This window comes from Microcystis sp. LE19-195.1E, from assembly GCF_027532095.1.
In the GTDB taxonomy this organism is placed as follows: Bacteria; Cyanobacteriota; Cyanobacteriia; order Cyanobacteriales; family Microcystaceae; genus Microcystis; species Microcystis aeruginosa.
Window position 1 is genome coordinate 1 of record NZ_JAPZSZ010000194.1, and the last position, 18,485, is coordinate 18,485.

The following is an 18,485-nucleotide window of genomic DNA, read 5'->3' on the forward strand; positions in this document are numbered from 1 at the left end:
ATGGGAGTGATCAGGGGGAAATTCAGGGACTTTTTCCCTGAAAATTAGGTAATTGACCCCCTCAAAATCGGTAAAACCCCACACCCCACACCCCACACCCTACACCCTGCCCCTAGGAAAAACTTTTTCAGCAAACCCTAATTAAGCGACGATGAAAGAACCGTTAATTGAATTGAGAGGAGTATCGAAAAGATTCGGGGATAACGTTATTCTCGAAGGTTTAGATTTAACCATTTATCGAGGGGAGGCCCTGGTAATTATCGGGCCGTCGGGAACGGGAAAATCAACGGTTTTACGGTTAATTGCGGGATTAACGGGGATAAATGCGGGAGAAATTCGTATTAAAGGTCAATTGCGTCAGGGATTGCTAGAAGATGGTCGAGAAGCGATGCGAACTTCCTTAGTTTTTCAACAAACGGCCCTGTTTGATTCTCTCACCGTCGGGGAAAATGTCGGTTTTTATCTTTATGAACAAACTAATTTAAAAAAAGCCATAATTAGGGAATTAGTGGAAAAAAGCCTGGAAATGGTCGGTTTACAGGGAATTAGTGACCTTTATCCTTCGGAACTATCGGGGGGAATGCGTAAACGGGTGGCTTTTGCCCGCGCTATTATCACTAATCCCGATAATCCGGCTGATAATCCTGAATTACTGCTGTATGATGAACCTACCGCCGGATTAGACCCGATAGCTTCCACAATTATCGAGGATCTAGTGCGGACTCTCCATGAAAAATCAGGGTCTGCGAACACTTATGTGATGGTTTCTCACCAACAAAGTACCATCCGACGCACCGCCGATCGAGTAGTATTTCTTTATCAGGGAAAAGTGCAATGGCAGGGATTAGTGGCAGATATCGATCGTACCGATCATCCCATGATCCGGCAATTTTTTAGCGCCAGCATTGAAGGCCCGATTAGGACAATCGTTTAAGCTAGATTAAGCTAAATTAAGAACTATCGAGAATGAGAGAAAAATCATGCAGAGTTCGCGAGCTTTACGGGAAGGAAGACTAGGTTTGTTTGCTCTAGGCGGATTATTGGTCTTTGGGGCGCTCGCTATCTGGGTTCGCGGGGGGGGATTTGGTCAAAGAACCTATCAATTAATCTTCGAGTTTGCCGACGTGGAAGGGTTACAAGTCGGGGCGCCGGTGCGTTTTCGCGGGGTGAGAGTGGGAAGAATTACGAGTTTTATCCCGGGAAGCAATCAAGTGGAAGTTATTGCCGAAATCGCTTCTGCTACTTTAGTTATGCCTAGGAAGGTAACTGTTACTACCAATCTTTCAGGATTAATTGGGGAGGCAGCCATCGATATCACTCCCTTAGTTTCTTTAAGTGCTGAGGCCAAAAATCTCGACCCTCTGGCTCCCGACTGTGATCAACAGTTAATTCTCTGTAATAATACTCGTTTACAGGGGACAACAGGAACACAATTAATGTCTAGTGTTGGTCGTTTAGTGGATACTTTTACCAGTCCCGAATTTGTGGGTAATCTCAATGATGTCACCAAAAATACCGCTATAGCAGCTCAAAAAATCGCCCGTTTATCCGATGATACCTCCCAGACTATCCGTAATGCCCAAAGAGAAATCTCTCGTCTATCTTTGGAATTAGCTACCACCAGTCGCTCGGTCACTAATACGGCTAATAATGCCTCCCGTTTTGTCAATACTTTAGATAATACCGTTCAGGAAAATCGCAGTCAAATCAGCAGGACTTTTCAACAATCTTCCCAATTGGTCGCTAATATCAATGCTGTTCTCAGCGAAAATCGCGGACAAATTGTTGATACTCTCGGTAATATTAATCAAGCTAGTTTAGGTATTGGTAGTCTCGCTAATAATCTCAATAATACCGCCCTGAGGTTGAATGCAGGTTTAGATGAAATTGATACTAAACAAGTCATGCAAAATATCGAGACTATTTTGAATAATGCGGTGGAAACATCGAATAATTTACGAGAAATTACTAAAACTATTAACGATCCTGCTACAATTGTCGTACTGCAAAAAACTCTCGAATCCGCTAGGGTTACTTTTGAAAATACTCAAAAAATCACCTCCGATATCGATGAGTTAATCGGTGATCCCCAATTTCGCGAGAATTTAAGACGTTTAATCGATGGCTTAAGTAATCTGCTTTCTTCCGGGGAACAATTAGAATATAATTTGCGTATCGCTCAAACTTTAGATACCATGACTCAAGAGTTAGCTAAACAAAAAGTTTTGACCATCTCTCGACCTTTAAATCCTAAGCAAATGCAACTCTATCCCCAATTTATCGTTCAACAACCACCCACGAGTGAAAAATGACAAAACAGCACAATTCAAGCGATTTTCAGTGATCAGTAAACAGTAATCAGTGAACTGAAAACTCACATCTGATAGCTGATAACTGATAACTGATAACTCACATCTGATAACTAATAACTGATAACTGATAACTGATAACTGATAATAATATGTTGAAATCAATTTGTATTACTCTTGGAACTCGTCCCGAAGCGATTAAATTAGCTCCCGTTATTCGTGCTTTTCAAGAATCGGAACAGTTTCAAACCCATGTAATTCTGACGGGACAGCATAAAGAAATGGTAGCGCAGGTGATGGAATTATTTGCTTTAAAAGCAGATGAAAATCTGGATATTATGCAAACCCGTCAAACTTTAACTGATATTACTTGCCGCAGTTTACGGGGTTTAGAAACGGTTTTTGAGCGCATAAAACCAGATTTAATTATTGTGCAAGGTGATACTACTACCGCTTTTGCTGCTGCTTTAGCGGCTTTTTATCAACAAATTCCTATCGCTCATGTGGAAGCAGGATTAAGAACTAATGATATCTATAATCCCTATCCCGAAGAAGCTAATCGCCGCCTAATTTCTCAACTGACTACCCTACATTTTGCTCCCACTACTTTAGCCGTGGAAAATTTACAAAAATCCGGGGTGACAGGAAATATTCACCACACCGGTAATACAGTTATTGATGCTTTATTAAGCGTAGCCAAAACCGCCCCAGAATGTCAAATTGCGGGCTTAAATTGGTCAGATTATCGGGTTTTATTAGCTACGGTTCACCGCCGGGAAAATTGGGGCGAACCCTTACAGGATATTATCAAAGGATTCACTTTGTTGTTAGAAAAATATGCCGATACAGCCCTATTATTACCCCTCCATCGCAATCCCACCGTCCGAGAACCAATAAAGTCCGCTTTGGGCAATCATCCCAGGGTATTTTTAACTGAACCTCTCGATTATGCCGAGTTAGTGGGGGCGATTCAACGCTGTTATTTATTATTAACTGATTCCGGCGGCATTCAAGAAGAAGCCCCTAGTTTAGGAAAACCGGTTTTAGTATTGCGAGAAACCACGGAAAGACCGGAAGCAGTACAAGCGGGAACAGCGAAATTAATTGGTACTAATCCAGAGCAAATTTTAGCACAAGCGGGAGAATTATTAGGGGATAAAATCGCCTATGATCGTATGGCTAATGCAATTAATCCTTTTGGAGATGGACAAGCATCCCAAAGAATCCTCCAAATCGTCCAAGATTTTTTGGCTTAATCTATGACTACTTGGTTGGGTATCGACCCCGGATTAGCGATTGTCGGTTGGGCTATTCTCCGGGATAATAGTGAGTTAATGCCGATTTTAGTCGATTACGGCACGATCGAAACTTCTAAAAATCTTTCTACTGCCCAGCGTTTGATCGAAATTGAACGGGATTTAAAGGAGTTAATCGCAGAATATAAACCGGGGGAAATTGCCGTGGAAATGCCCTTTTTTAACCGGCAAATCAAGGCAGCCGGTGGAGTCCTGCAAGCATTGGGAATTATCAATCTAGTTAGCTGTCGCGATGGGGGAATTGAACCGATTTTCCTCCATCAAGCTAGTTGGAAATGTCATCTGGGCCATGGTAGGGCCACTAAAGCTGAGGTGGCGGAAGAAATTAAGTATTTATTCGGATTGACAAAAATGCCCATTAATGATGCTGTAGATGCTATAGCGATCGCATACGCTGCTTTCAGTGGCGTTCGCAATCAAATCTCTTGAAGCAATTTGACGAAATTGGCGCAAAAATTTAGCTGACAACTAAAAGCCATTTTTAAGCTTGCACTATCTTAGTTCGATGGGACGGTTGAAGATAATAAGGCCTTCAAATATCTTTGATTAGCGTTGGGTTTCCTTCCTCAACCCAACCTACCATATCAGCGATCGCACCAAAGGGTTTAAGTGTGGAATTGTGATAATTGTCATCGTCAATGCTAATAAAAATATGGTATCATTCTTAAATAAGTATAAGTTTAAAATAATGAAAATAAAAGTTTCTCAAAAAAAGGGATCATCAAACGGAGTTAACCCTCAGTTAAAAGATATTGCCTATTCTATGGACGCACTGATTCCAGGCTTTTATATTTGGTTGGGTTCTTTTTGTTGGCGATTGGGGGGTAGTGATGCAGAAGAAAGTTATCCAGGAACAATACATAGTTTTGCGGGTATCAGCTTAGTTTTACCCGGTTATCAAATTTTTACAACCTATAAAGGGAGTTATGACCCTCGATAAGCATCAAATTGATGGTCTTTCTCCCATTTCATCTAAAACAATGCCAGCAGAAGTTTTTGAACAATTGATGTTCAATGCTGGTTATGCCGTTGTTGGGTCTGCTCCAGCCAAGGGAAATAGAATTAAAGTCTGGTGGAATCATTCTAGTTTTCGTCGTGTTGAAGCAATTTATGGTGACGATAGAAGTCTGGTTATTACGGCTTATCATCCATGAATCATGAGCTTTCTGTTACGAAAATATATTTATTGTTTACCCACAACGGGCCCAACCTACAAGATCAGCGATCGCACTACCAGATATTATCAGGCGATTGCCGCTTTGATTGACACAAGCAAAAACTTCAACAGATATAATGGGGCCTGACAGGTGGTATCAGTTATCAAAGCACGGCTCAAGCGATTGAAGGAGGAACTCTCATGAGTGAAGAACAATTTGAACTGGTACAAGGTAGCGGGAATGTGTACCGCGATTTTGGCGATGTAGATGCGGACGTGCGACAAGCGAAAGCACTGCTTGCTGCTGAAATTATCAAGGTTCTGGAGAAGGAAGACTTATCAACCCGCGATGCTCAAGTGCGAACTGGAATTAATCACAGTGAATTTGTCCAGATTCGCCGTGCTAATTTGGGACGCTTTACTATTGACCGTTTGATATCAATTTTGGGTCGTCTCAATCAACAGGTTGAAATTACTATTACGACCCATCCAAGAACCACTGATTCTTCACCAATGGCATCCTAACTGTAATTGAGTGTGGGTCGATGGGAACGACTGCGCCACCAAGCTAGTAGGGTACTAGCGATAAAAATACTCGAATAGGCCCCCGCTACAAAGCCAATAATTAAAGCTAGGGCAAAATATTTTAAAGTCGTGCCACCAAAGAGAAAAATCGCCACCAGAGGCAATAAAGTGGTCAGGGTGGTATTAATCGAACGAGTTAGGGTTTGACTCACCGCGTTATCGACAATTTCATCCACGGATAATTCGGGGGTATTGACAAAATTTTCCCGGACGCGATCATAAATTACCACTGTGTCGTTAACAGAAAAGCCCACAATTGTCAAGAGGGAAACCAAAAATAAACTATCCACTTCTACCCCCGCAATTAAGCCTAAAACCGCAAAGACCCCTAAAGTGATCAAAACGTCGTGCAGCAGGGCGACAATGGCAAAAAAAGCGTAATCCCGTTGAAAACGAAAGCTTAGATAGACAGCAATGCCAAAAAATGACACTAATAAAGCTAAAAATCCCGACCTAAATAATTCTTGACCGATGGTGGGACCGACGGTATCGATTTGACTGGTTTCGGGGTCAAAGGCACCGATTTTCTGGTTTAAGGTGTCGAGTAATTTTGTTCTCTGTTCTTCTGCGAGGGTTTTCGTCCGCACCGATAAAGTATATTTATCCAACACCTGCACACTACTGTTACCCAATCCTTCCTCGTCTAAAATTGCTTGCACTTCGGCAGTAGTTAAGGGTTTCTCACAGTTATTCTTTTTGGCACAGGCTAATTCTATCTGAATTCTCGTACCACCAACAAAATCTAAACTCGGTCGCAAAGGCGCTTGAATAGTGAACCAAGAAATCACCATGGCCAAAATACTACCAATTGTCAGCAAGGCCGAGACTGTCCACCAAAAATTACGCTGTTTTGTAACGTTAAATGCCATATCGATTAAGTAAAAAAGTAAAAAGGAAAAAGGAATTTGGGGAGTAGGGAGTGGCAATCGGTGGGTTACGGCGAATATGAAATTATTGGTTAACAGCATAACTTGTCGTCGCCTAATCCACCCTACTGATTTGCCGGTAAATTAGGGCAGAAAAGTTCGGGTTTTTGACGGACGCTGGGGACGTTTAACACGGTGATTAACAGGAGAGTGCGACTACAGGTTAAAGCGGTAAACATACTCACAGCTACCCCAATGGCTAAAGTTAAAGCAAAACCCTTGACTAATCCCGAACCCAACCAAAATAGGGCAGCACAGGCGATTAAAGTAGTGACATTACTATCAAGAATACTGGAAAAAGCCCGATAAAATCCCGACTCTACTGCCCGAAATAGGGATTTTCCGGCCCTTAATTCCTCCCGGGTACGCTCAAAAATTAGTACATTTGCATCAACTGCCATGCCGATACTGAGGATAAATCCGGCAATACCGGGTAACGTCATCGTGACTCCCACTAGGGCAAAAGCCCCCAGAGAGAGAATAGTATAGATAATCAGGGAAACATCGGCAATAATACCGGGTAAACGGTAATAAACCGCCATGAAGATTAAAACTAACAGTAAACCCACTAAACCAGCGTAGATACTGCGACGGATACTATCCTGGCCTAAAGTTGCCCCGACGGTGCGAATTTCTTCCACTTTAACGGGGAAAGGTAGAGAACCACCGCGCAATTGAATCGCTAGATCGTTGGCAGTTTCGGCGGTAAAATTACCGGTAATCACGGCCCGGCCTCCTGTAATTCCCGTTTGGGCAAACTGCACATCAACCACAGGGGCGCTAATTAATTCATTATCGAGGAAAATCCCAATACTGCGACCAGTACCTGCGATCGCTTTAGTCAGTTCGGCAAATTTACTGCCCCCTTCCGAATCGAAAGTAATGGCCACTTCCCAGTTAGTGCCTTGGGTGGAACTAATAGTGGCATTTTGCAGATTTTTTCCAGTTAAGTCCACCGATTCAAATAAATTTAAAATTGCCTCTTTAGATTTTTGCAGAGATTGTTCTAGTTCGGCAATTTTAGCGGCATTTTCGGGTTTATTCTCGGCTTTGAGGGCGGCTAATTCCGCTTTTTTTTGTTGAAAAATTGAATATTCAGCCCGGAATTCTCCTTCTGTACCTTGTTTTTGCTGACGAAATTCTAATTGGGCCTGAACATTTAAGTTTCTCTCCGCTTCTTTGGGATTTGTGACCCCGGGTAGTTGCACGATTACCTGATTTTTACTGTCCACAGTCTGCACTAATGATTCAGAAACACCCAGGGCATTAACGCGGTTTTCAATCACATTTTGTACGGCTTTTAAATCATTAGGTTGAATGGTTGTGACGGTTTCAGTGGGTTTAACCTGAATGGTTAATTGACTACCACCGCGCAGGTCTAAACCTAATTGTAGGGGTAACTTAATCAGGACGAAGATCGAGGCAATAACCAGGCCGATGATCAGTAACAATAACCAATTTTGTCTCTGCATAACTTCAGTATCAAAAGGAGAATTTTTTAAATGCGATCACCGACCATTTTTTGGACAGCTTCGACAATTTGATTAGGTTGAATAATCGTCAATCTTTCTAGATTACCGTTATAAGGTGTGGGGATATCTTGGGAAGATAATCTTAACACGGGGGCATCTAATTCATCGAATAACTGCTCGTTAATTAAAGCAATTAACTCGGAAGCAATTCCCGCCGTTTTCATACATTCTTCCACGATAATCACCCTGTGAGTCTTGCGAATCGAAGCGGCGATCGTCTCCATATCAAAGGGTTTCAGGGAAATTAAATCGATAATTTCTGGATCATAGCCATCTTTTTCTAACTGTTTTAATGCCTGTAAACAGTGATGACGCATCCGCGAATAGGTGAGAATGGTTATATCTTCTCCCTTGCGAACAATTTCCGCTTTATCGAGGGGTAAAAGATACTCGGTATCCGGTAAATTTTCCTTGAGATTATAGAGAAGAACGTGTTCAAAGAAAAGCACGGGGTTATTATCTCTAATCGCCGATTTTAATAAACCTTTGGCGTTGTAAGGAGTGGAACAAGCGACAATTTTTAGACCGGGTACTGCGTGAAAATAGGCCTCTAAACGTTGGGAATGTTCCGCACCTAATTGTCTCCCCACACCCCCCGGACCACGGATAACCATGGGGATTTTAAAATTACCGCCGGAAGTATAACGTAACATCCCGGCATTGTTGGCAATTTGGTTAAAGGCAAGCAGAAGAAAACCCATATTCATGCCTTCAATAATCGGACGTAATCCCGTCATGGCTGCCCCCACTGCCATGCCCGTAAAACTATTTTCAGCGATGGGAGTATCTAAAACCCTTAAATCGCCATATTTTTTGTAGAGATCTTTGGTAACTTTGTAGGAACCGCCGTAATGACCCACATCTTCCCCCAAAACAAATACTGTCTGGTCGCGGCCCATTTCCTCATCGATCGCCTGTCGCAAAGCATTAAATAATAGGGTTTCTGCCATATCAAGTCCCCGCTTACAATTCGGTCATCTTATCACTAAACTTATTATCTTACCCCTTTTCTGTCCCGAGGGAATAGGAAGTGGGGAGGTGGGGAAGTGGGGAGGTGGGGAAGTGGGGAAGTGGGGAGAATAAATAAAAGTAGGTGGAGAACGTAGGTTGGGTTGAAGCATGAAACCCAACGCCCGATTATGTTACGCTACCGCTAACCCATCCTACAAATAATTTTGCCTCCCTACTGATGAATAAAAACAATTATGACTATAGATAAAAGTCTATTCTAGTTCCCGACAATCGGCCGGCAAAGAACTAAGATCAAGATTAAGGAATCCCCTACCGTTAAAGCTGATGAAATTACCCCGTCTTGCCGCTTTAATCATTGGTCTGAGCTTTATTTTCGGATTAATGTTGTGGTTAGTCAACTCTATCTATCGTCTTTACATCCAGATCGCCTTTACCGCTCCTATCTTAGCTAATATTCTGCTTTTGCTGATTATCGGACTGCTGGGCTTGCTAATATACGTTCTTATGTACTACTTCTATCTGCTGCCCCAGCGCCAAAAAAGTCGCCGCGGGTTGCGTTCTTCCTCCCGTCCACCCCTAAAATTACCGGTAGAAAAAACCGAGGCCGCCGGGGAAACCTTAAAAGCTATCCGGCAACAAGTGGAGCAAATTCAAGATAAAGTAACCCAACAGGTTTTTGTTAAGCGTTCCCAAGAAATTGAGCGAAGTTTAGCCAGAAAAGAAGTTAAAATCATTGTTTTCGGCACAGGATCGGCGGGAAAAACCTCCCTAATTAACGCCCTCATTGGTCAAATGGTGGGCAATGTGGAGGCAACCATGGGAACCACGGAAAAAGGGGAAACCTATAGTTTAAAAATGAAAGGTGTGAATCGGGAAATTCAAATTACCGATACCCCCGGCATTCTCGAAATTGGTGCAGCCGGAGGTCAAAGGGAACAGTTAGCGCGACAATTAGCCACGGAAGCAGATTTACTTTTATTTGTCATTGATAACGATATTCGACAATCGGAATACGCCCCTTTATTGCGTTTAATTGATATTGGTAAACGTTCTCTCTTAGTCTTTAATAAAATCGATCTCTATAGCGATGAAGATCGAGACATTATTTTAAAACAATTACGAGAACGTCTTAAAGGAGTGATCCTTTCAGCCGATATTATTGCCGTCGCCGCTAATCCCCAACCCCTACAGTTAACCGGGGGACAAATGATCACACCGGAACCAGATATTTTAGCTTTAATTAAACGTTTGGCTTCAGTTTTACGGGCCGAAGGGGAGGATTTGGTGGCGGATAATATCCTCTTACAATCCCAAAGATTAGGAGAAGAAGCTAGGAAAATTATCGATCGCCAACGTCGTCGCCAAGCTGATAAAATTATCGATCGCTATCAGTGGATCGGTGCGGGAGTGATTGCAGTGACTCCCTTACCAGTGTTCGATATGTTAGCAACGGCGGCGGTTAATGCTCAAATGGTCAGGGAAATTGGTCAAGTTTATGGCTGTGAAATTAACAGCGATCGAGGCAAGGAATTGGCTCTATCTTTGGGCAAAACTCTAGTTAGTTTGGGAGTAGTGAAAGGAGCAGTAGAATTATTAGCCAGAATCCTACAATTAAATTTCACTACCTATATAGTCGGTAAGGCAATTCAAGGGGTCAGTGCCGCCTATTTAACCCGCATTGCTGGCAAAAGTTTTATTGAATATTTCCGTCACGATCAAGACTGGGGTGACGGTGGTATGACGGAAGTGGTACAAAGACAATTTCAACTCAGTCGCAAGGAGGAATTTATTAAGTCTTTTGTAGCCGATGCGATCGGTAAAGTGGTACAACCTTTTCAGGATGATTGGCAGCAAGAAGAAGTTTTAGAAGCTAGTCGCGAGGATGATTGGTAAAGATCGAACCCGGGAGCAATAGGCAAAATTGTATAGTAATTGTTACAATCGTTTTGGGGTTCCACAAGGGCAAAAAAAAGATGCGACAGCAAGTTATCGACTGGTTAAAAGAAAACGTCAACGAACACCGTCTGCGACATATTCTCGGTGTGGAGACCATGTGTATTGATTTAGCTCGTCATCACGATCTCGATCCCGTCCAAGCAGGGCAAGCGGGATTACTACACGATCTGGCTAAATTTTTCAAGCCCAAAAAACTGCTAAAAATGGCGGAATCGGCGGGAATAGACGTGGATAATATCTGTTTATCCCATCCCCACTTACTCCACGCCGATGTGAGTGCAGTTGTCGCCCAAAAAGAATTTAACGTTACCGACGAGGAAATTCTCGAAGCAATTCGCAATCATACCCTCGGTAAACCCAATATGAGCGATCTTAGCTGTATAGTCTTTATTGCCGATGCCTTGGAACCCAATCGCGGCGATACACCCGAATTAAACGCCCTACGACAACTCAGCTATCAAAATCTCCATAAAAGCGTTCAACAAACCTGTGATTATTCCCTAAAATATCTTTTAAGTAGCCATTGTCCCATTCATCCCCGCACCGTGCTAACGCGCAACTGGGCGTTACAAATTGTTAAAGAACAACCAACAAAAACTAAAACCATTGATTAACATAATCTCAAGACTCGCTTAAAACCACCTCAGCCAAAGGATAACTACAACCTGAATGACCAATCCCACTGGAATTATTACCCCCGTCGCCGAAAATCTCAAGACCGAAAATTTTCTAGAGACAATTGTTACCGCTGCCGAGGACAAGAAAGCAGGGGACATCGCCATCCTGAAAGTCGCCGATATCTGTTATTTAACCGATTATTTTCTGATTATTACCGGCTATTCTACCACTCAAGTGCGAGCGATCGAGGATGCGATCGAAGCTGCCATGGAACTAGAATGGCAGCAATCCCCCCGACAAGTGGAAGGAAAAAGCGAAGGTAGCTGGATCCTGATGGATTATGGCGATATCATTGTCCATATCTTTTTACCAAAAGAGCGAGAATTTTATAATTTAGAAGCTTTTTGGGGTCATGCCCAACGTATTCCTCTACCTAGCGACCATTTAGAGGAGTAGAATCCATGAAATCCTCCCTTGATTTCTGTCCCGTCCCGGAAGAACAGCAACCGGTTAACGAGTACGAACAATTAAAAGAATCTTGGTTTTTCCGTTGGGCGACGCTAGATGTAGCCTCTTATACAAAAAAAATTGTCTGGTTATGGTTATGGACATGGTTAATTGTCGGACCGATTGCCGCCGCTAGTTTTCCCCTCAAAAAAGCCCCTTTTCTCTTCTTCTGCGCGGGGATTTTTGGCTCGACAATTTTGGTAGGATTGGTGTTATTGCGCTTGTATTTAGGCTGGATCTACGTCTATGATCGCTTGCAATCGGAGAAAGTATTTTATGAAGAGTCGGGCTGGTACGATGGCCAAATCTGGACAAAAACCGCCGCCATTTTAACACGCGATCGTTTAATCGTCTCCTATCAAATCCAGCCCATTCTCCAGCGTTTACAAAAAACTGCCCTGATTTTAGGGGCAATTGTCGCTATCAGTGGTCTTTTTTGGCTATTTTTCACTCACTAACCGCAACCAATCACCAATCTGAATGAATAGGGTAAAACGTTCACCAACCCACCGCTTAGAAATTCATCTCCTCCGGGAAGGTATTATTGAATCGGTTCATAATGTCGAGGCCGCTATTTGCGATGACCGCGGCCGGGTATTATCCACCGCCGGCAGCGCCGAAACTAGCGCCTTTATTCGTTCGGCCCTGAAACCTTTTCAAGCACTGGCTGTCATCAGTACCGCCACCCTCGAACGCTACGATCTCAACGATAAGGATCTAGCCATTATCTGTAGTTCTCACCAAGGCACAGTGGAACACGCCCGTCAAGTCTTTAATATTCTCTGGCGCGCCGATATCGATCCTAATGCCCTGCAATGTCCTCTCCCGGAAGGTAAACCCAGTCGCCTCCAGTACAATTGTTCTGGTAAACACGCCGGGATGTTAGCGGTGTGTCAACAGCGCAGCTGGCCGTTAAATAGCTATCTGCGGCGCTCTAGTCCGATACAGAAGCTAATTTTAAGCAAAATTGCCGAATTATTGGGGATGCCGGGGGATGAATTAATCAGCGCCCACGATGACTGCGGCGCGCCCACCTATTCAATGCAGTTGGGGCAAATGGCCCATCTCTACGCCCAGTTAGCCTCTGGCAACCGTTTAGACTTAGAAAGAATCGTCCGGGCGATGACCTATCATCCCCGCATGGTAGCAGGAGAAGGGGCTTTTGATACGGAATTAATGCAGGTTAGCCAAGGGGAAATCGTCAGTAAAGCCGGGGCCGAAGGTATTCAATGTATTGGGCGCGTCGGTGAAGGTTTAGGATTAGCAATTAAAGCCCTAGATGGTTCCAAACGGGCTAAATATGCCGCCGCTTTGCAAATTCTCAAACAGTTAGGCTGGATTACTCCTAATGTGGCCGAATCTCTCTCGGAAAAATTCCTCAAAATCGGCAGTTATACCCGCTTGGAAGTGGTGGGAGAAATGGCTTTGTTATAAATAGTGGGTAGCTGTTAAAAATTGTCAGATACCCCCCTTAATAAGGGGGGACTAAGGGGGGATCAGCACCCCCCTTATTAAGGGGAGATCCCCCCGCCTATCGGCACCCCCCTTATCAAGGGGGGCAGGGGGGATCAGAGGCAAAATCTATCTTCAATTTAATTATAACCAGCTACTTAGAACAAAAACTTTTTTTTGGTGTGTTAGGGCAGTATTTATATCTTGATTTTTTTCCCTAAAAACAAGGCATTGCCTAACCCAACCCATTTATATCAAATTATAGCCCATAAAAATCCCCCTCAATTCTGTAAAATTAAGGGGCATGAGTTATATTAATGGGCAATTTAGCCTATTTTGGTGGTTTCTTTTTCGATAGAATGATGGCGTTTAACTTGGCGTTTTATGGTTGCACCAGCACCGAGTATTCCTAGAGAAAAGAGTCCTAAAGTTGAAGTGGGTTCGGGAACTTGTATAAGGCGTGTATAAACTACCTCAACATCAACAGGTAAATCTATAAAGCCTACCTCTATAAGGGACTTGCGTGGGAATAATATCCCAGCCAGAAAATCGCTCTCTAGAAGAATAAGACCAGCCCTAAATGGTACATTATCAAAGCGCAAGTCCCTAAGTCCTGGTGGTTGGACTACTTTTTTACTAGAACTTACATCAACGTTAACGGAATCCGTAAAATATGGAATATAAAATGCATCTGTTCCTAAAGATTCAAATGACAGATTTTCAGATACATTAGTAATATAAAAGTTTATACCCTGAGCAGAAGCATTCATGGCAGCTAAAGCATCTTCTTCAGTAAACACATCAAATAGTGGAGGTGTACCATAGATATCATTTACTGTTCCTCGTTCAAGAATAATATTGTAGGTTTTTGAGATACCCGTACTTGGCAAAGTAAAAGACACTCCATTTACACCTTTGATTACACCAGGACTTGAAAATACAAGTTCAACGGCCTGACTTGGTAAACTAACAATACAGGTTGTTATCCCTACCGTAGCAATAGGTACAGAGAACAGGGCGCAAAAACGAAGAAACTTCATAAAAAAACTCTATCAGTAAAATAATTAATGAAAGTGTAAATAAATCAAAATTTACTTTCAAGACCCATAAAAGCCCTATAAAGAAATATAAAGACACTAAGTTTGCATTTTGCGCTATAATATCAGGCAATCCTGACTTAACTCCCTGTTTAAAATCATCCTATGAACTCATTCGATATTCAATCTTTTATAATAACTATTGATGAGCTTGTTTTCTCCCATACAGGAGAACATTTAGACGATCTTCAGCATGAAATCTTAGAGGGAGTCGTCAATCATCAAAAATACGCCGAAATAGCTCAAAAAAATCATCGTTCTCAGAAATATATCAAGGAAACAGCAGGTAAATTATGGAAAACCTTATCAGAAATATTAGGACAGGAAGTCAGTAAGGCTAACATTAAATCGAGTTTACAAAGATATTGTTATTCTAATTTCTCTAACTCTAGTAATATTAAAGACGTTATACAAATCAATAGCGGTAATTTTTGTACTGGAAAAGAGAACAGTGAATTACCCTCATCTAAAATTTATCAACAAGCTAAATTAGAAACCATTCCCGAATTAATCAAAGAAGGATTAACTATCGAACAAATTGCTAGAGTTTTAAAACTTCCCCTAGAATTAGTGCGATCGCAATTAGAAGAATTTGAGTAACTCCCCAGCAACATCACTTATAATATAGTTATCTTATTATTACCCTGAGCCGATCTGAAAGTGAATTTTATTTTAGAACCAAGCGAGGAAAGAGATTATAATCTTTCTATTCCTTCTCTCCCCGGTTGTATTAATGAAGGACATCATCTCGAAGAAGCTTTGAGCAATATTCAAGAAGCTATGGAACTTTGTCTTGAATTAGAGGAAAAAGAAAGACGAATTGCAGAAGGTAACTATACCATAAGTGATTTTAACCAAAAAACTCAACAAGTCATTCAGAATATTGAAGAACCAAAAAACTTAACTGTTTGCAAGGATGAGGTTGAACTATATCGGCAGCTAGGAATTTATTGTCATTAATCTCTAGAGTCAGCGATTCCCTCTGTAGTCATGTTTTTAGATAAACTAGATTTAATAACTGAAAATCCGGGGTAATCACTCATGTTACAATCCCTAAAAATTGAAGGCTTTCGCGGGTTTCAGAATTTTGAGATGGCCAATCTTGGTCGAATTAATCTCTTAGTGGGTAAAAATAATAGCGGTAAAACTTCTATTTTAGAAGCGATTCAGTTTTTGTATGCTCAGAATAATATAGATATATTTCTTGAACCTATTAGCTATAGAGGTGAGTTTGGTTGGTCAGAAAGTAATCTACCTAGTCGCACTAAAGTTTTTGAAATTTGTCATTTATTTCCTGGGCATGAAATCATCCCAAGTAAAAAAATTATCATCAGTGGATATGGCAAATCCTATCTAGCAAGTCTTACCATTTCTGTTGAAAGCATTCCTATACAACTATCTTTATTTTCAGACAAAAATGATGATATAAATCAAAATAATGATAACAATTTCGACGATGAGGAATGGGCTAAACTTCTTTTAAGTATTAGATGGAGTCAATCACAAAAACCTATTGAACTGGAACTTCTTGCCAACGGTACTCTTGCCAGAGATTCTATAAGAAGAATAGCTAGTTTAAGCAGAATTTCCCATAAAATAGGTATTGATAATAAAATTGAATTGAAGTTCTTAACACCATTTTCTCTAACAAGTTCTGATATGGCAGCACTTTTTGATAACATTGTTCTCTCTCCTTTAGAAGATTTAATTATTGAATCTTTGAAAATTATTGAGCCAAAAATTGAAAGAATAGCCATTGTTGGTTCTGGCAAGTATTTAACTTCAAATAACCTAGGTGTTAGCGGTGGGTTTTTAATCAAAATTAAAAATCATGATCAACCTATACCTATTGGCAGTTTAGGCGATGGATTTTGGCGAATGTTAGGATTAGTTTTAGCGATGGTTAATCTTGAAAATGGAATTTTATTAGTTGATGAAATTGATAGCGGATTGCATTTTACTGTCATGACTGATATGTGGAAAGTCGTCTGGGAAACCGCCAAAAAACTCAATATTCAGGTATTTGCCACCACTCACAGCCGCGATTGTTGGCAAAGTTTAGCCGAATTAATTACCGAAGAAAAAATTACCGATAACGAGATTACTATTCAAAGGATAGATAGGGAAAAAAGCCAATCTGTAATCTTTGATCCAGAAGAAATTGTTATTGCTGCTACAAGTAATCTTGAGGTGCGGTAACAATGCCTAAAATAGAGACAAAAAAGTTATTAGTGGAAGGTGCAGAGGAATTGAGAGTTATTCCCCAATTAATGGCAGCAAATGGAGTTACTTGGAATAGAGGGGAAGAACCATTGAATATCATAAATTGTGATGGTGTTGAAAATTTACTAAAACCTAAATATATCTCTACGCAACTAAAAACTCCTAACGGACTAACTCATTTAGGAATTATTATGGATGCGGACGAAGAACCTGATAATCGTTGGAAAAGTTTATATAATGCCTGTTTACCAAATATACCTAGCTTACCTCAAAATTTACCAGCAGCGGGATTAATTATGACTCTAGAATCGGGGATAAAATTCGGTGTGTGGATGATGCCAGATAATCAATCTAGAGGGATGTTAGAGACTTTTTTAGCCTATTTAGGGTTTGCTGAATAAATCTAAAAACCTTGTTGGATAAGACTTTTAGACTTGTTTTCCCTCAAAAAGTGCCGACCTTTGGAGTGATTGGGGGGAAAATTCCGGGACTTTTTCCCTGAAAATTAGGTAATTGACCACCTGAAAATCGGTAAAACCCCACACCCCACACCCCACACCCCACACCCTGCCCCTAGGAAAAGCTTTTTCAGTAAACCCTACATAAGCACCCTTAGACAAAAGTGAATAAGGCCAATCTTCCGAGTTTACCCGCTTTTTTAGGATGAGTTAATCAACCCAAAACCCCCGAATCGATAAAGACAATCATCCTTGGCTATAAAGCTTTGAACCCAAAGGACGATCATTATCAATCCCAGTCTGAAAATTGAGGAAAGACTGGGAAATTTCTTGGTCTTGCTTATCGGTTATTTGTGACCGTTTTTGTCGTCTTTGTTCTAAGATAGCCAAAGCCGAACGATTTCGTTTAATTTGCTCTTTTCGATCCCAATCTGGATAATTGACAAGTTTGGGTTTTAATTGATTCATCTCTTTAACTGGAAATTGTCTATCATCATCTTAGCCGATCCTTTGACCAAGAACAAGAGGTAACAGGGGGTGCATCTCATTTTGTCAATCTACTGAGTTGGTATTTTTAAAGGGAAACTCTCTGCTAAAATTGGGCATTACTTCCGATTTTATCACTCAATCCAAGCCTTAAACCCCCCGTCAGGGGAGGAGCTTCGTCCCCCGAACCTTTGACTAACTAATAGAGTTCAACCTCTTAATTTTATTTTAACAGACAACAATTATAAAATTTTATTTTGATAATAAATCGGGTCAATTTTTCTTTTCAGCGATCGCCCTATAGCTGACCGCATAATTCTTTTGTACTAAACTTTGAGGTTGGCAATAGGGGGTAAATACAGAAACGAAAATTCTCTCTAAATCTCCTCAAATTTCCAGAAACCTTCTGACTCCCTCTAGCTAGATGGTTAAAATAAGTAGCTTTTAAGGGAGATAGATTTTGAGAGGGTTATCAGCTACAATCAAGACATGAAGCTAGTTGAACGCCATATCATCACCAAATGCCATCCTTGCTGGTCAGAAATTGACCGAGCTGCTTTTTTGTCAAAAAATCTGTTCAATCTAGCTAATTACCACTATCGCCAATATTTCTTTGTTGAACACAAGAAATTAAATTTTAATCAACTCTATCACCAAGTAGCTCAAAGTTCTGATTTACTATTTTATCGGATTGCCGCGCTTGCCGAAGGCACTGGGGAGCAGACTGCTGATTCAATTGGGTAAGGCAAACCCTAATTAGGGTCTGCTGAATAAATCTAAAAACCTTGTTGGATAAGACTTTTGGACTTTTTTCCCCTCAAAAAGTGCCAGCCATTGCGGGGATCGGGGGAAAATTCAGGTACTTTTTCCCTGAAAATTAGGTAGTTGACCA

24 protein-coding genes are annotated in these 18,485 nt (G+C 41.3%); 17 read left to right on the forward strand and 7 right to left on the reverse strand.

The annotated features are described in order from the left end of the window. Positions 1-151 precede the first annotated feature (151 nt). From O9300_RS11055 to O9300_RS11085, 7 genes are all read left to right on the forward strand, one after another. Positions 152-934 (forward strand): ABC transporter ATP-binding protein, encoded by a 783-nt coding sequence (locus tag O9300_RS11055; protein ID WP_287971684.1) that lies wholly within the window; start codon positions 152-154, stop codon positions 932-934. Positions 935-980: 46 nt separating this feature from the next. Further along, positions 981-2,312, forward strand: a complete 1,332-nt coding sequence (locus O9300_RS11060) for an MlaD family protein (RefSeq protein WP_287971685.1) — start codon at positions 981-983, stop codon at positions 2,310-2,312. A gap of 149 nt (positions 2,313-2,461) precedes the next feature. Continuing rightward, the gene (wecB, locus tag O9300_RS11065; RefSeq protein WP_147072124.1) at positions 2,462-3,565 is read left to right on the forward strand and encodes a non-hydrolyzing UDP-N-acetylglucosamine 2-epimerase; all 1,104 of its coding nucleotides are present in this window, start codon (positions 2,462-2,464) and stop codon (positions 3,563-3,565) included. Between the two features lie 3 nt (positions 3,566-3,568). Next, positions 3,569-4,054 (forward strand): crossover junction endodeoxyribonuclease RuvC, encoded by a 486-nt coding sequence (locus O9300_RS11070; protein ID WP_287629052.1) that lies wholly within the window; start codon positions 3,569-3,571, stop codon positions 4,052-4,054. 190 nt (positions 4,055-4,244) lie between these two features. Continuing rightward, on the forward strand, positions 4,245-4,565 hold the full coding sequence (locus O9300_RS11075) for a hypothetical protein (RefSeq protein WP_287971689.1): 321 nt from the start codon (positions 4,245-4,247) through the stop codon (positions 4,563-4,565). Next, positions 4,552-4,779 carry a hypothetical protein gene (locus O9300_RS11080; protein ID WP_002778028.1) on the forward strand — a complete coding sequence of 76 codons (228 nt, stop codon included), beginning with the start codon at positions 4,552-4,554 and terminating at the stop codon, positions 4,777-4,779. The genes O9300_RS11075 and O9300_RS11080 overlap by 14 nt, the downstream gene beginning before the upstream one ends. A 203-nt stretch (positions 4,780-4,982) precedes the next feature. Beyond that, positions 4,983-5,306, forward strand: coding sequence for a helix-turn-helix domain-containing protein (locus O9300_RS11085; protein WP_002752110.1), 324 nt, complete (start codon positions 4,983-4,985; stop codon positions 5,304-5,306). Here O9300_RS11085 and secF read toward each other — a convergent pair. From secF to O9300_RS11105, 4 genes are all read right to left on the reverse strand, one after another. After that, a complete protein-coding gene (gene secF, locus O9300_RS11090) occupies positions 5,303-6,235 on the reverse strand; it encodes a protein translocase subunit SecF (RefSeq protein WP_079205369.1) in 933 nt (310 codons plus the stop codon). The genes O9300_RS11085 and secF overlap by 4 nt on opposite strands. A gap of 122 nt (positions 6,236-6,357) precedes the next feature. Then, positions 6,358-7,764: a protein translocase subunit SecD gene (gene secD, locus O9300_RS11095; RefSeq protein WP_287971692.1), complete on the reverse strand. Its 1,407-nt coding sequence runs from the start codon at positions 7,762-7,764 to the stop codon at positions 6,358-6,360. A 26-nt stretch (positions 7,765-7,790) separates the two neighbouring features. Then, the gene (locus O9300_RS11100; RefSeq protein WP_002752113.1) at positions 7,791-8,774 is read right to left on the reverse strand and encodes an alpha-ketoacid dehydrogenase subunit beta; all 984 of its coding nucleotides are present in this window, start codon (positions 8,772-8,774) and stop codon (positions 7,791-7,793) included. A gap of 24 nt (positions 8,775-8,798) precedes the next feature. Next, positions 8,799-8,945, reverse strand: a complete 147-nt coding sequence (locus O9300_RS11105; RefSeq protein WP_204377841.1) for a hypothetical protein — start codon at positions 8,943-8,945, stop codon at positions 8,799-8,801. Between the two features lie 175 nt (positions 8,946-9,120). On the opposite strand from O9300_RS11105, the gene O9300_RS11110 reads away from it, so the two are divergent. From O9300_RS11110 to O9300_RS11130, 5 genes are all read left to right on the forward strand, one after another. Further along, positions 9,121-10,689: a YcjF family protein gene (locus O9300_RS11110; RefSeq protein WP_287971694.1), complete on the forward strand. Its 1,569-nt coding sequence runs from the start codon at positions 9,121-9,123 to the stop codon at positions 10,687-10,689. Positions 10,690-10,769: 80 nt separating this feature from the next. Continuing rightward, entirely contained in the window at positions 10,770-11,366 is a 597-nt protein-coding gene (gene yqeK / locus O9300_RS11115) for a bis(5'-nucleosyl)-tetraphosphatase (symmetrical) YqeK (protein WP_287971695.1), read from the forward strand. 55 nt (positions 11,367-11,421) lie between these two features. Then, positions 11,422-11,826 (forward strand): ribosome silencing factor, encoded by a 405-nt coding sequence (rsfS, locus tag O9300_RS11120; RefSeq protein ID WP_002739249.1) that lies wholly within the window; start codon positions 11,422-11,424, stop codon positions 11,824-11,826. A 5-nt stretch (positions 11,827-11,831) separates the two neighbouring features. Beyond that, positions 11,832-12,335 (forward strand): CGLD27 family protein, encoded by a 504-nt coding sequence (locus O9300_RS11125; RefSeq protein ID WP_002763155.1) that lies wholly within the window; start codon positions 11,832-11,834, stop codon positions 12,333-12,335. Between the two features lie 22 nt (positions 12,336-12,357). Beyond that, the gene (locus O9300_RS11130; protein WP_287971696.1) at positions 12,358-13,311 is read left to right on the forward strand and encodes an asparaginase; all 954 of its coding nucleotides are present in this window, start codon (positions 12,358-12,360) and stop codon (positions 13,309-13,311) included. A gap of 344 nt (positions 13,312-13,655) precedes the next feature. Here the strand turns inward: O9300_RS11130 and O9300_RS11135 are convergent, their stop codons facing one another. Further along, positions 13,656-14,369 carry a PEP-CTERM sorting domain-containing protein gene (locus tag O9300_RS11135; RefSeq protein WP_190718154.1) on the reverse strand — a complete coding sequence of 238 codons (714 nt, stop codon included), beginning with the start codon at positions 14,367-14,369 and terminating at the stop codon, positions 13,656-13,658. Between the two features lie 162 nt (positions 14,370-14,531). On the opposite strand from O9300_RS11135, the gene O9300_RS11140 reads away from it, so the two are divergent. The 4 genes from O9300_RS11140 (at position 14,532) to O9300_RS11155 (ending at position 17,050) form a co-directional block, all read left to right on the forward strand. Beyond that, the gene (locus tag O9300_RS11140; RefSeq protein ID WP_002763166.1) at positions 14,532-15,026 is read left to right on the forward strand and encodes a helix-turn-helix domain-containing protein; all 495 of its coding nucleotides are present in this window, start codon (positions 14,532-14,534) and stop codon (positions 15,024-15,026) included. 60 nt (positions 15,027-15,086) lie between these two features. After that, positions 15,087-15,386 (forward strand): type II toxin-antitoxin system HicB family antitoxin, encoded by a 300-nt coding sequence (locus O9300_RS11145; protein ID WP_287971698.1) that lies wholly within the window; start codon positions 15,087-15,089, stop codon positions 15,384-15,386. 81 nt (positions 15,387-15,467) lie between these two features. After that, on the forward strand, positions 15,468-16,625 hold the full coding sequence (locus tag O9300_RS11150) for an AAA family ATPase (RefSeq protein ID WP_287971699.1): 1,158 nt from the start codon (positions 15,468-15,470) through the stop codon (positions 16,623-16,625). Between the two features lie 2 nt (positions 16,626-16,627). Then, positions 16,628-17,050 (forward strand): DUF3226 domain-containing protein, encoded by a 423-nt coding sequence (locus tag O9300_RS11155; RefSeq protein WP_287971701.1) that lies wholly within the window; start codon positions 16,628-16,630, stop codon positions 17,048-17,050. A 27-nt stretch (positions 17,051-17,077) separates the two neighbouring features. On the opposite strand, the gene O9300_RS11160 is transcribed toward O9300_RS11155, so the two are convergent. Both O9300_RS11160 and O9300_RS11165 read right to left on the reverse strand, forming a co-directional pair. Beyond that, complete coding sequence (locus O9300_RS11160; RefSeq protein ID WP_287971703.1) at positions 17,078-17,269, reverse strand: hypothetical protein; 192 nt, start codon at positions 17,267-17,269, stop codon at positions 17,078-17,080. Positions 17,270-17,353: 84 nt separating this feature from the next. Beyond that, positions 17,354-17,575, reverse strand: a complete 222-nt coding sequence (locus O9300_RS11165) for a hypothetical protein (protein WP_190721193.1) — start codon at positions 17,573-17,575, stop codon at positions 17,354-17,356. Between the two features lie 507 nt (positions 17,576-18,082). On the opposite strand from O9300_RS11165, the gene O9300_RS11170 reads away from it, so the two are divergent. Then, positions 18,083-18,337: a transposase gene (locus O9300_RS11170; RefSeq protein ID WP_287971704.1), complete on the forward strand. Its 255-nt coding sequence runs from the start codon at positions 18,083-18,085 to the stop codon at positions 18,335-18,337. Positions 18,338-18,485 lie beyond the last annotated feature (148 nt).

Excerpts from the sequence above, each read along its gene's own strand:
- O9300_RS11100 (WP_002752113.1), bottom strand. The coding sequence starts at position 8,774 with ATGGCAGAAACCCTATTATTTAATGCTTTGCGACAGGCGATCGATGAG.
- secF (WP_079205369.1), bottom strand. The coding sequence starts at position 6,235 with ATGGCATTTAACGTTACAAAACAGCGTAATTTTTGGTGGACAGTCTCG.
- rsfS (WP_002739249.1), top strand. The coding sequence starts at position 11,422 with ATGACCAATCCCACTGGAATTATTACCCCCGTCGCCGAAAATCTCAAG.
- O9300_RS11055 (WP_287971684.1), top strand. The coding sequence starts at position 152 with ATGAAAGAACCGTTAATTGAATTGAGAGGAGTATCGAAAAGATTCGGG.
- O9300_RS11135 (WP_190718154.1), bottom strand. The coding sequence starts at position 14,369 with ATGAAGTTTCTTCGTTTTTGCGCCCTGTTCTCTGTACCTATTGCTACG.
- O9300_RS11070 (WP_287629052.1), top strand. The coding sequence starts at position 3,569 with ATGACTACTTGGTTGGGTATCGACCCCGGATTAGCGATTGTCGGTTGG.
- O9300_RS11170 (WP_287971704.1), top strand. The coding sequence starts at position 18,083 with ATGAAGCTAGTTGAACGCCATATCATCACCAAATGCCATCCTTGCTGG.
- O9300_RS11155 (WP_287971701.1), top strand. The coding sequence starts at position 16,628 with ATGCCTAAAATAGAGACAAAAAAGTTATTAGTGGAAGGTGCAGAGGAA.
- secD (WP_287971692.1), bottom strand. The coding sequence starts at position 7,764 with ATGCAGAGACAAAATTGGTTATTGTTACTGATCATCGGCCTGGTTATT.
- O9300_RS11150 (WP_287971699.1), top strand. The coding sequence starts at position 15,468 with ATGTTACAATCCCTAAAAATTGAAGGCTTTCGCGGGTTTCAGAATTTT.
- O9300_RS11140 (WP_002763166.1), top strand. The coding sequence starts at position 14,532 with ATGAACTCATTCGATATTCAATCTTTTATAATAACTATTGATGAGCTT.
- O9300_RS11125 (WP_002763155.1), top strand. The coding sequence starts at position 11,832 with ATGAAATCCTCCCTTGATTTCTGTCCCGTCCCGGAAGAACAGCAACCG.
- yqeK (WP_287971695.1), top strand. The coding sequence starts at position 10,770 with ATGCGACAGCAAGTTATCGACTGGTTAAAAGAAAACGTCAACGAACAC.
- O9300_RS11080 (WP_002778028.1), top strand. The coding sequence starts at position 4,552 with ATGACCCTCGATAAGCATCAAATTGATGGTCTTTCTCCCATTTCATCT.
- O9300_RS11105 (WP_204377841.1), bottom strand. The coding sequence starts at position 8,945 with ATGCTTCAACCCAACCTACGTTCTCCACCTACTTTTATTTATTCTCCC.
- wecB (WP_147072124.1), top strand. The coding sequence starts at position 2,462 with ATGTTGAAATCAATTTGTATTACTCTTGGAACTCGTCCCGAAGCGATT.
- O9300_RS11130 (WP_287971696.1), top strand. The coding sequence starts at position 12,358 with ATGAATAGGGTAAAACGTTCACCAACCCACCGCTTAGAAATTCATCTC.
- O9300_RS11110 (WP_287971694.1), top strand. The coding sequence starts at position 9,121 with ATGAAATTACCCCGTCTTGCCGCTTTAATCATTGGTCTGAGCTTTATT.
- O9300_RS11060 (WP_287971685.1), top strand. The coding sequence starts at position 981 with ATGCAGAGTTCGCGAGCTTTACGGGAAGGAAGACTAGGTTTGTTTGCT.
- O9300_RS11165 (WP_190721193.1), bottom strand. The coding sequence starts at position 17,575 with ATGAATCAATTAAAACCCAAACTTGTCAATTATCCAGATTGGGATCGA.
- O9300_RS11085 (WP_002752110.1), top strand. The coding sequence starts at position 4,983 with ATGAGTGAAGAACAATTTGAACTGGTACAAGGTAGCGGGAATGTGTAC.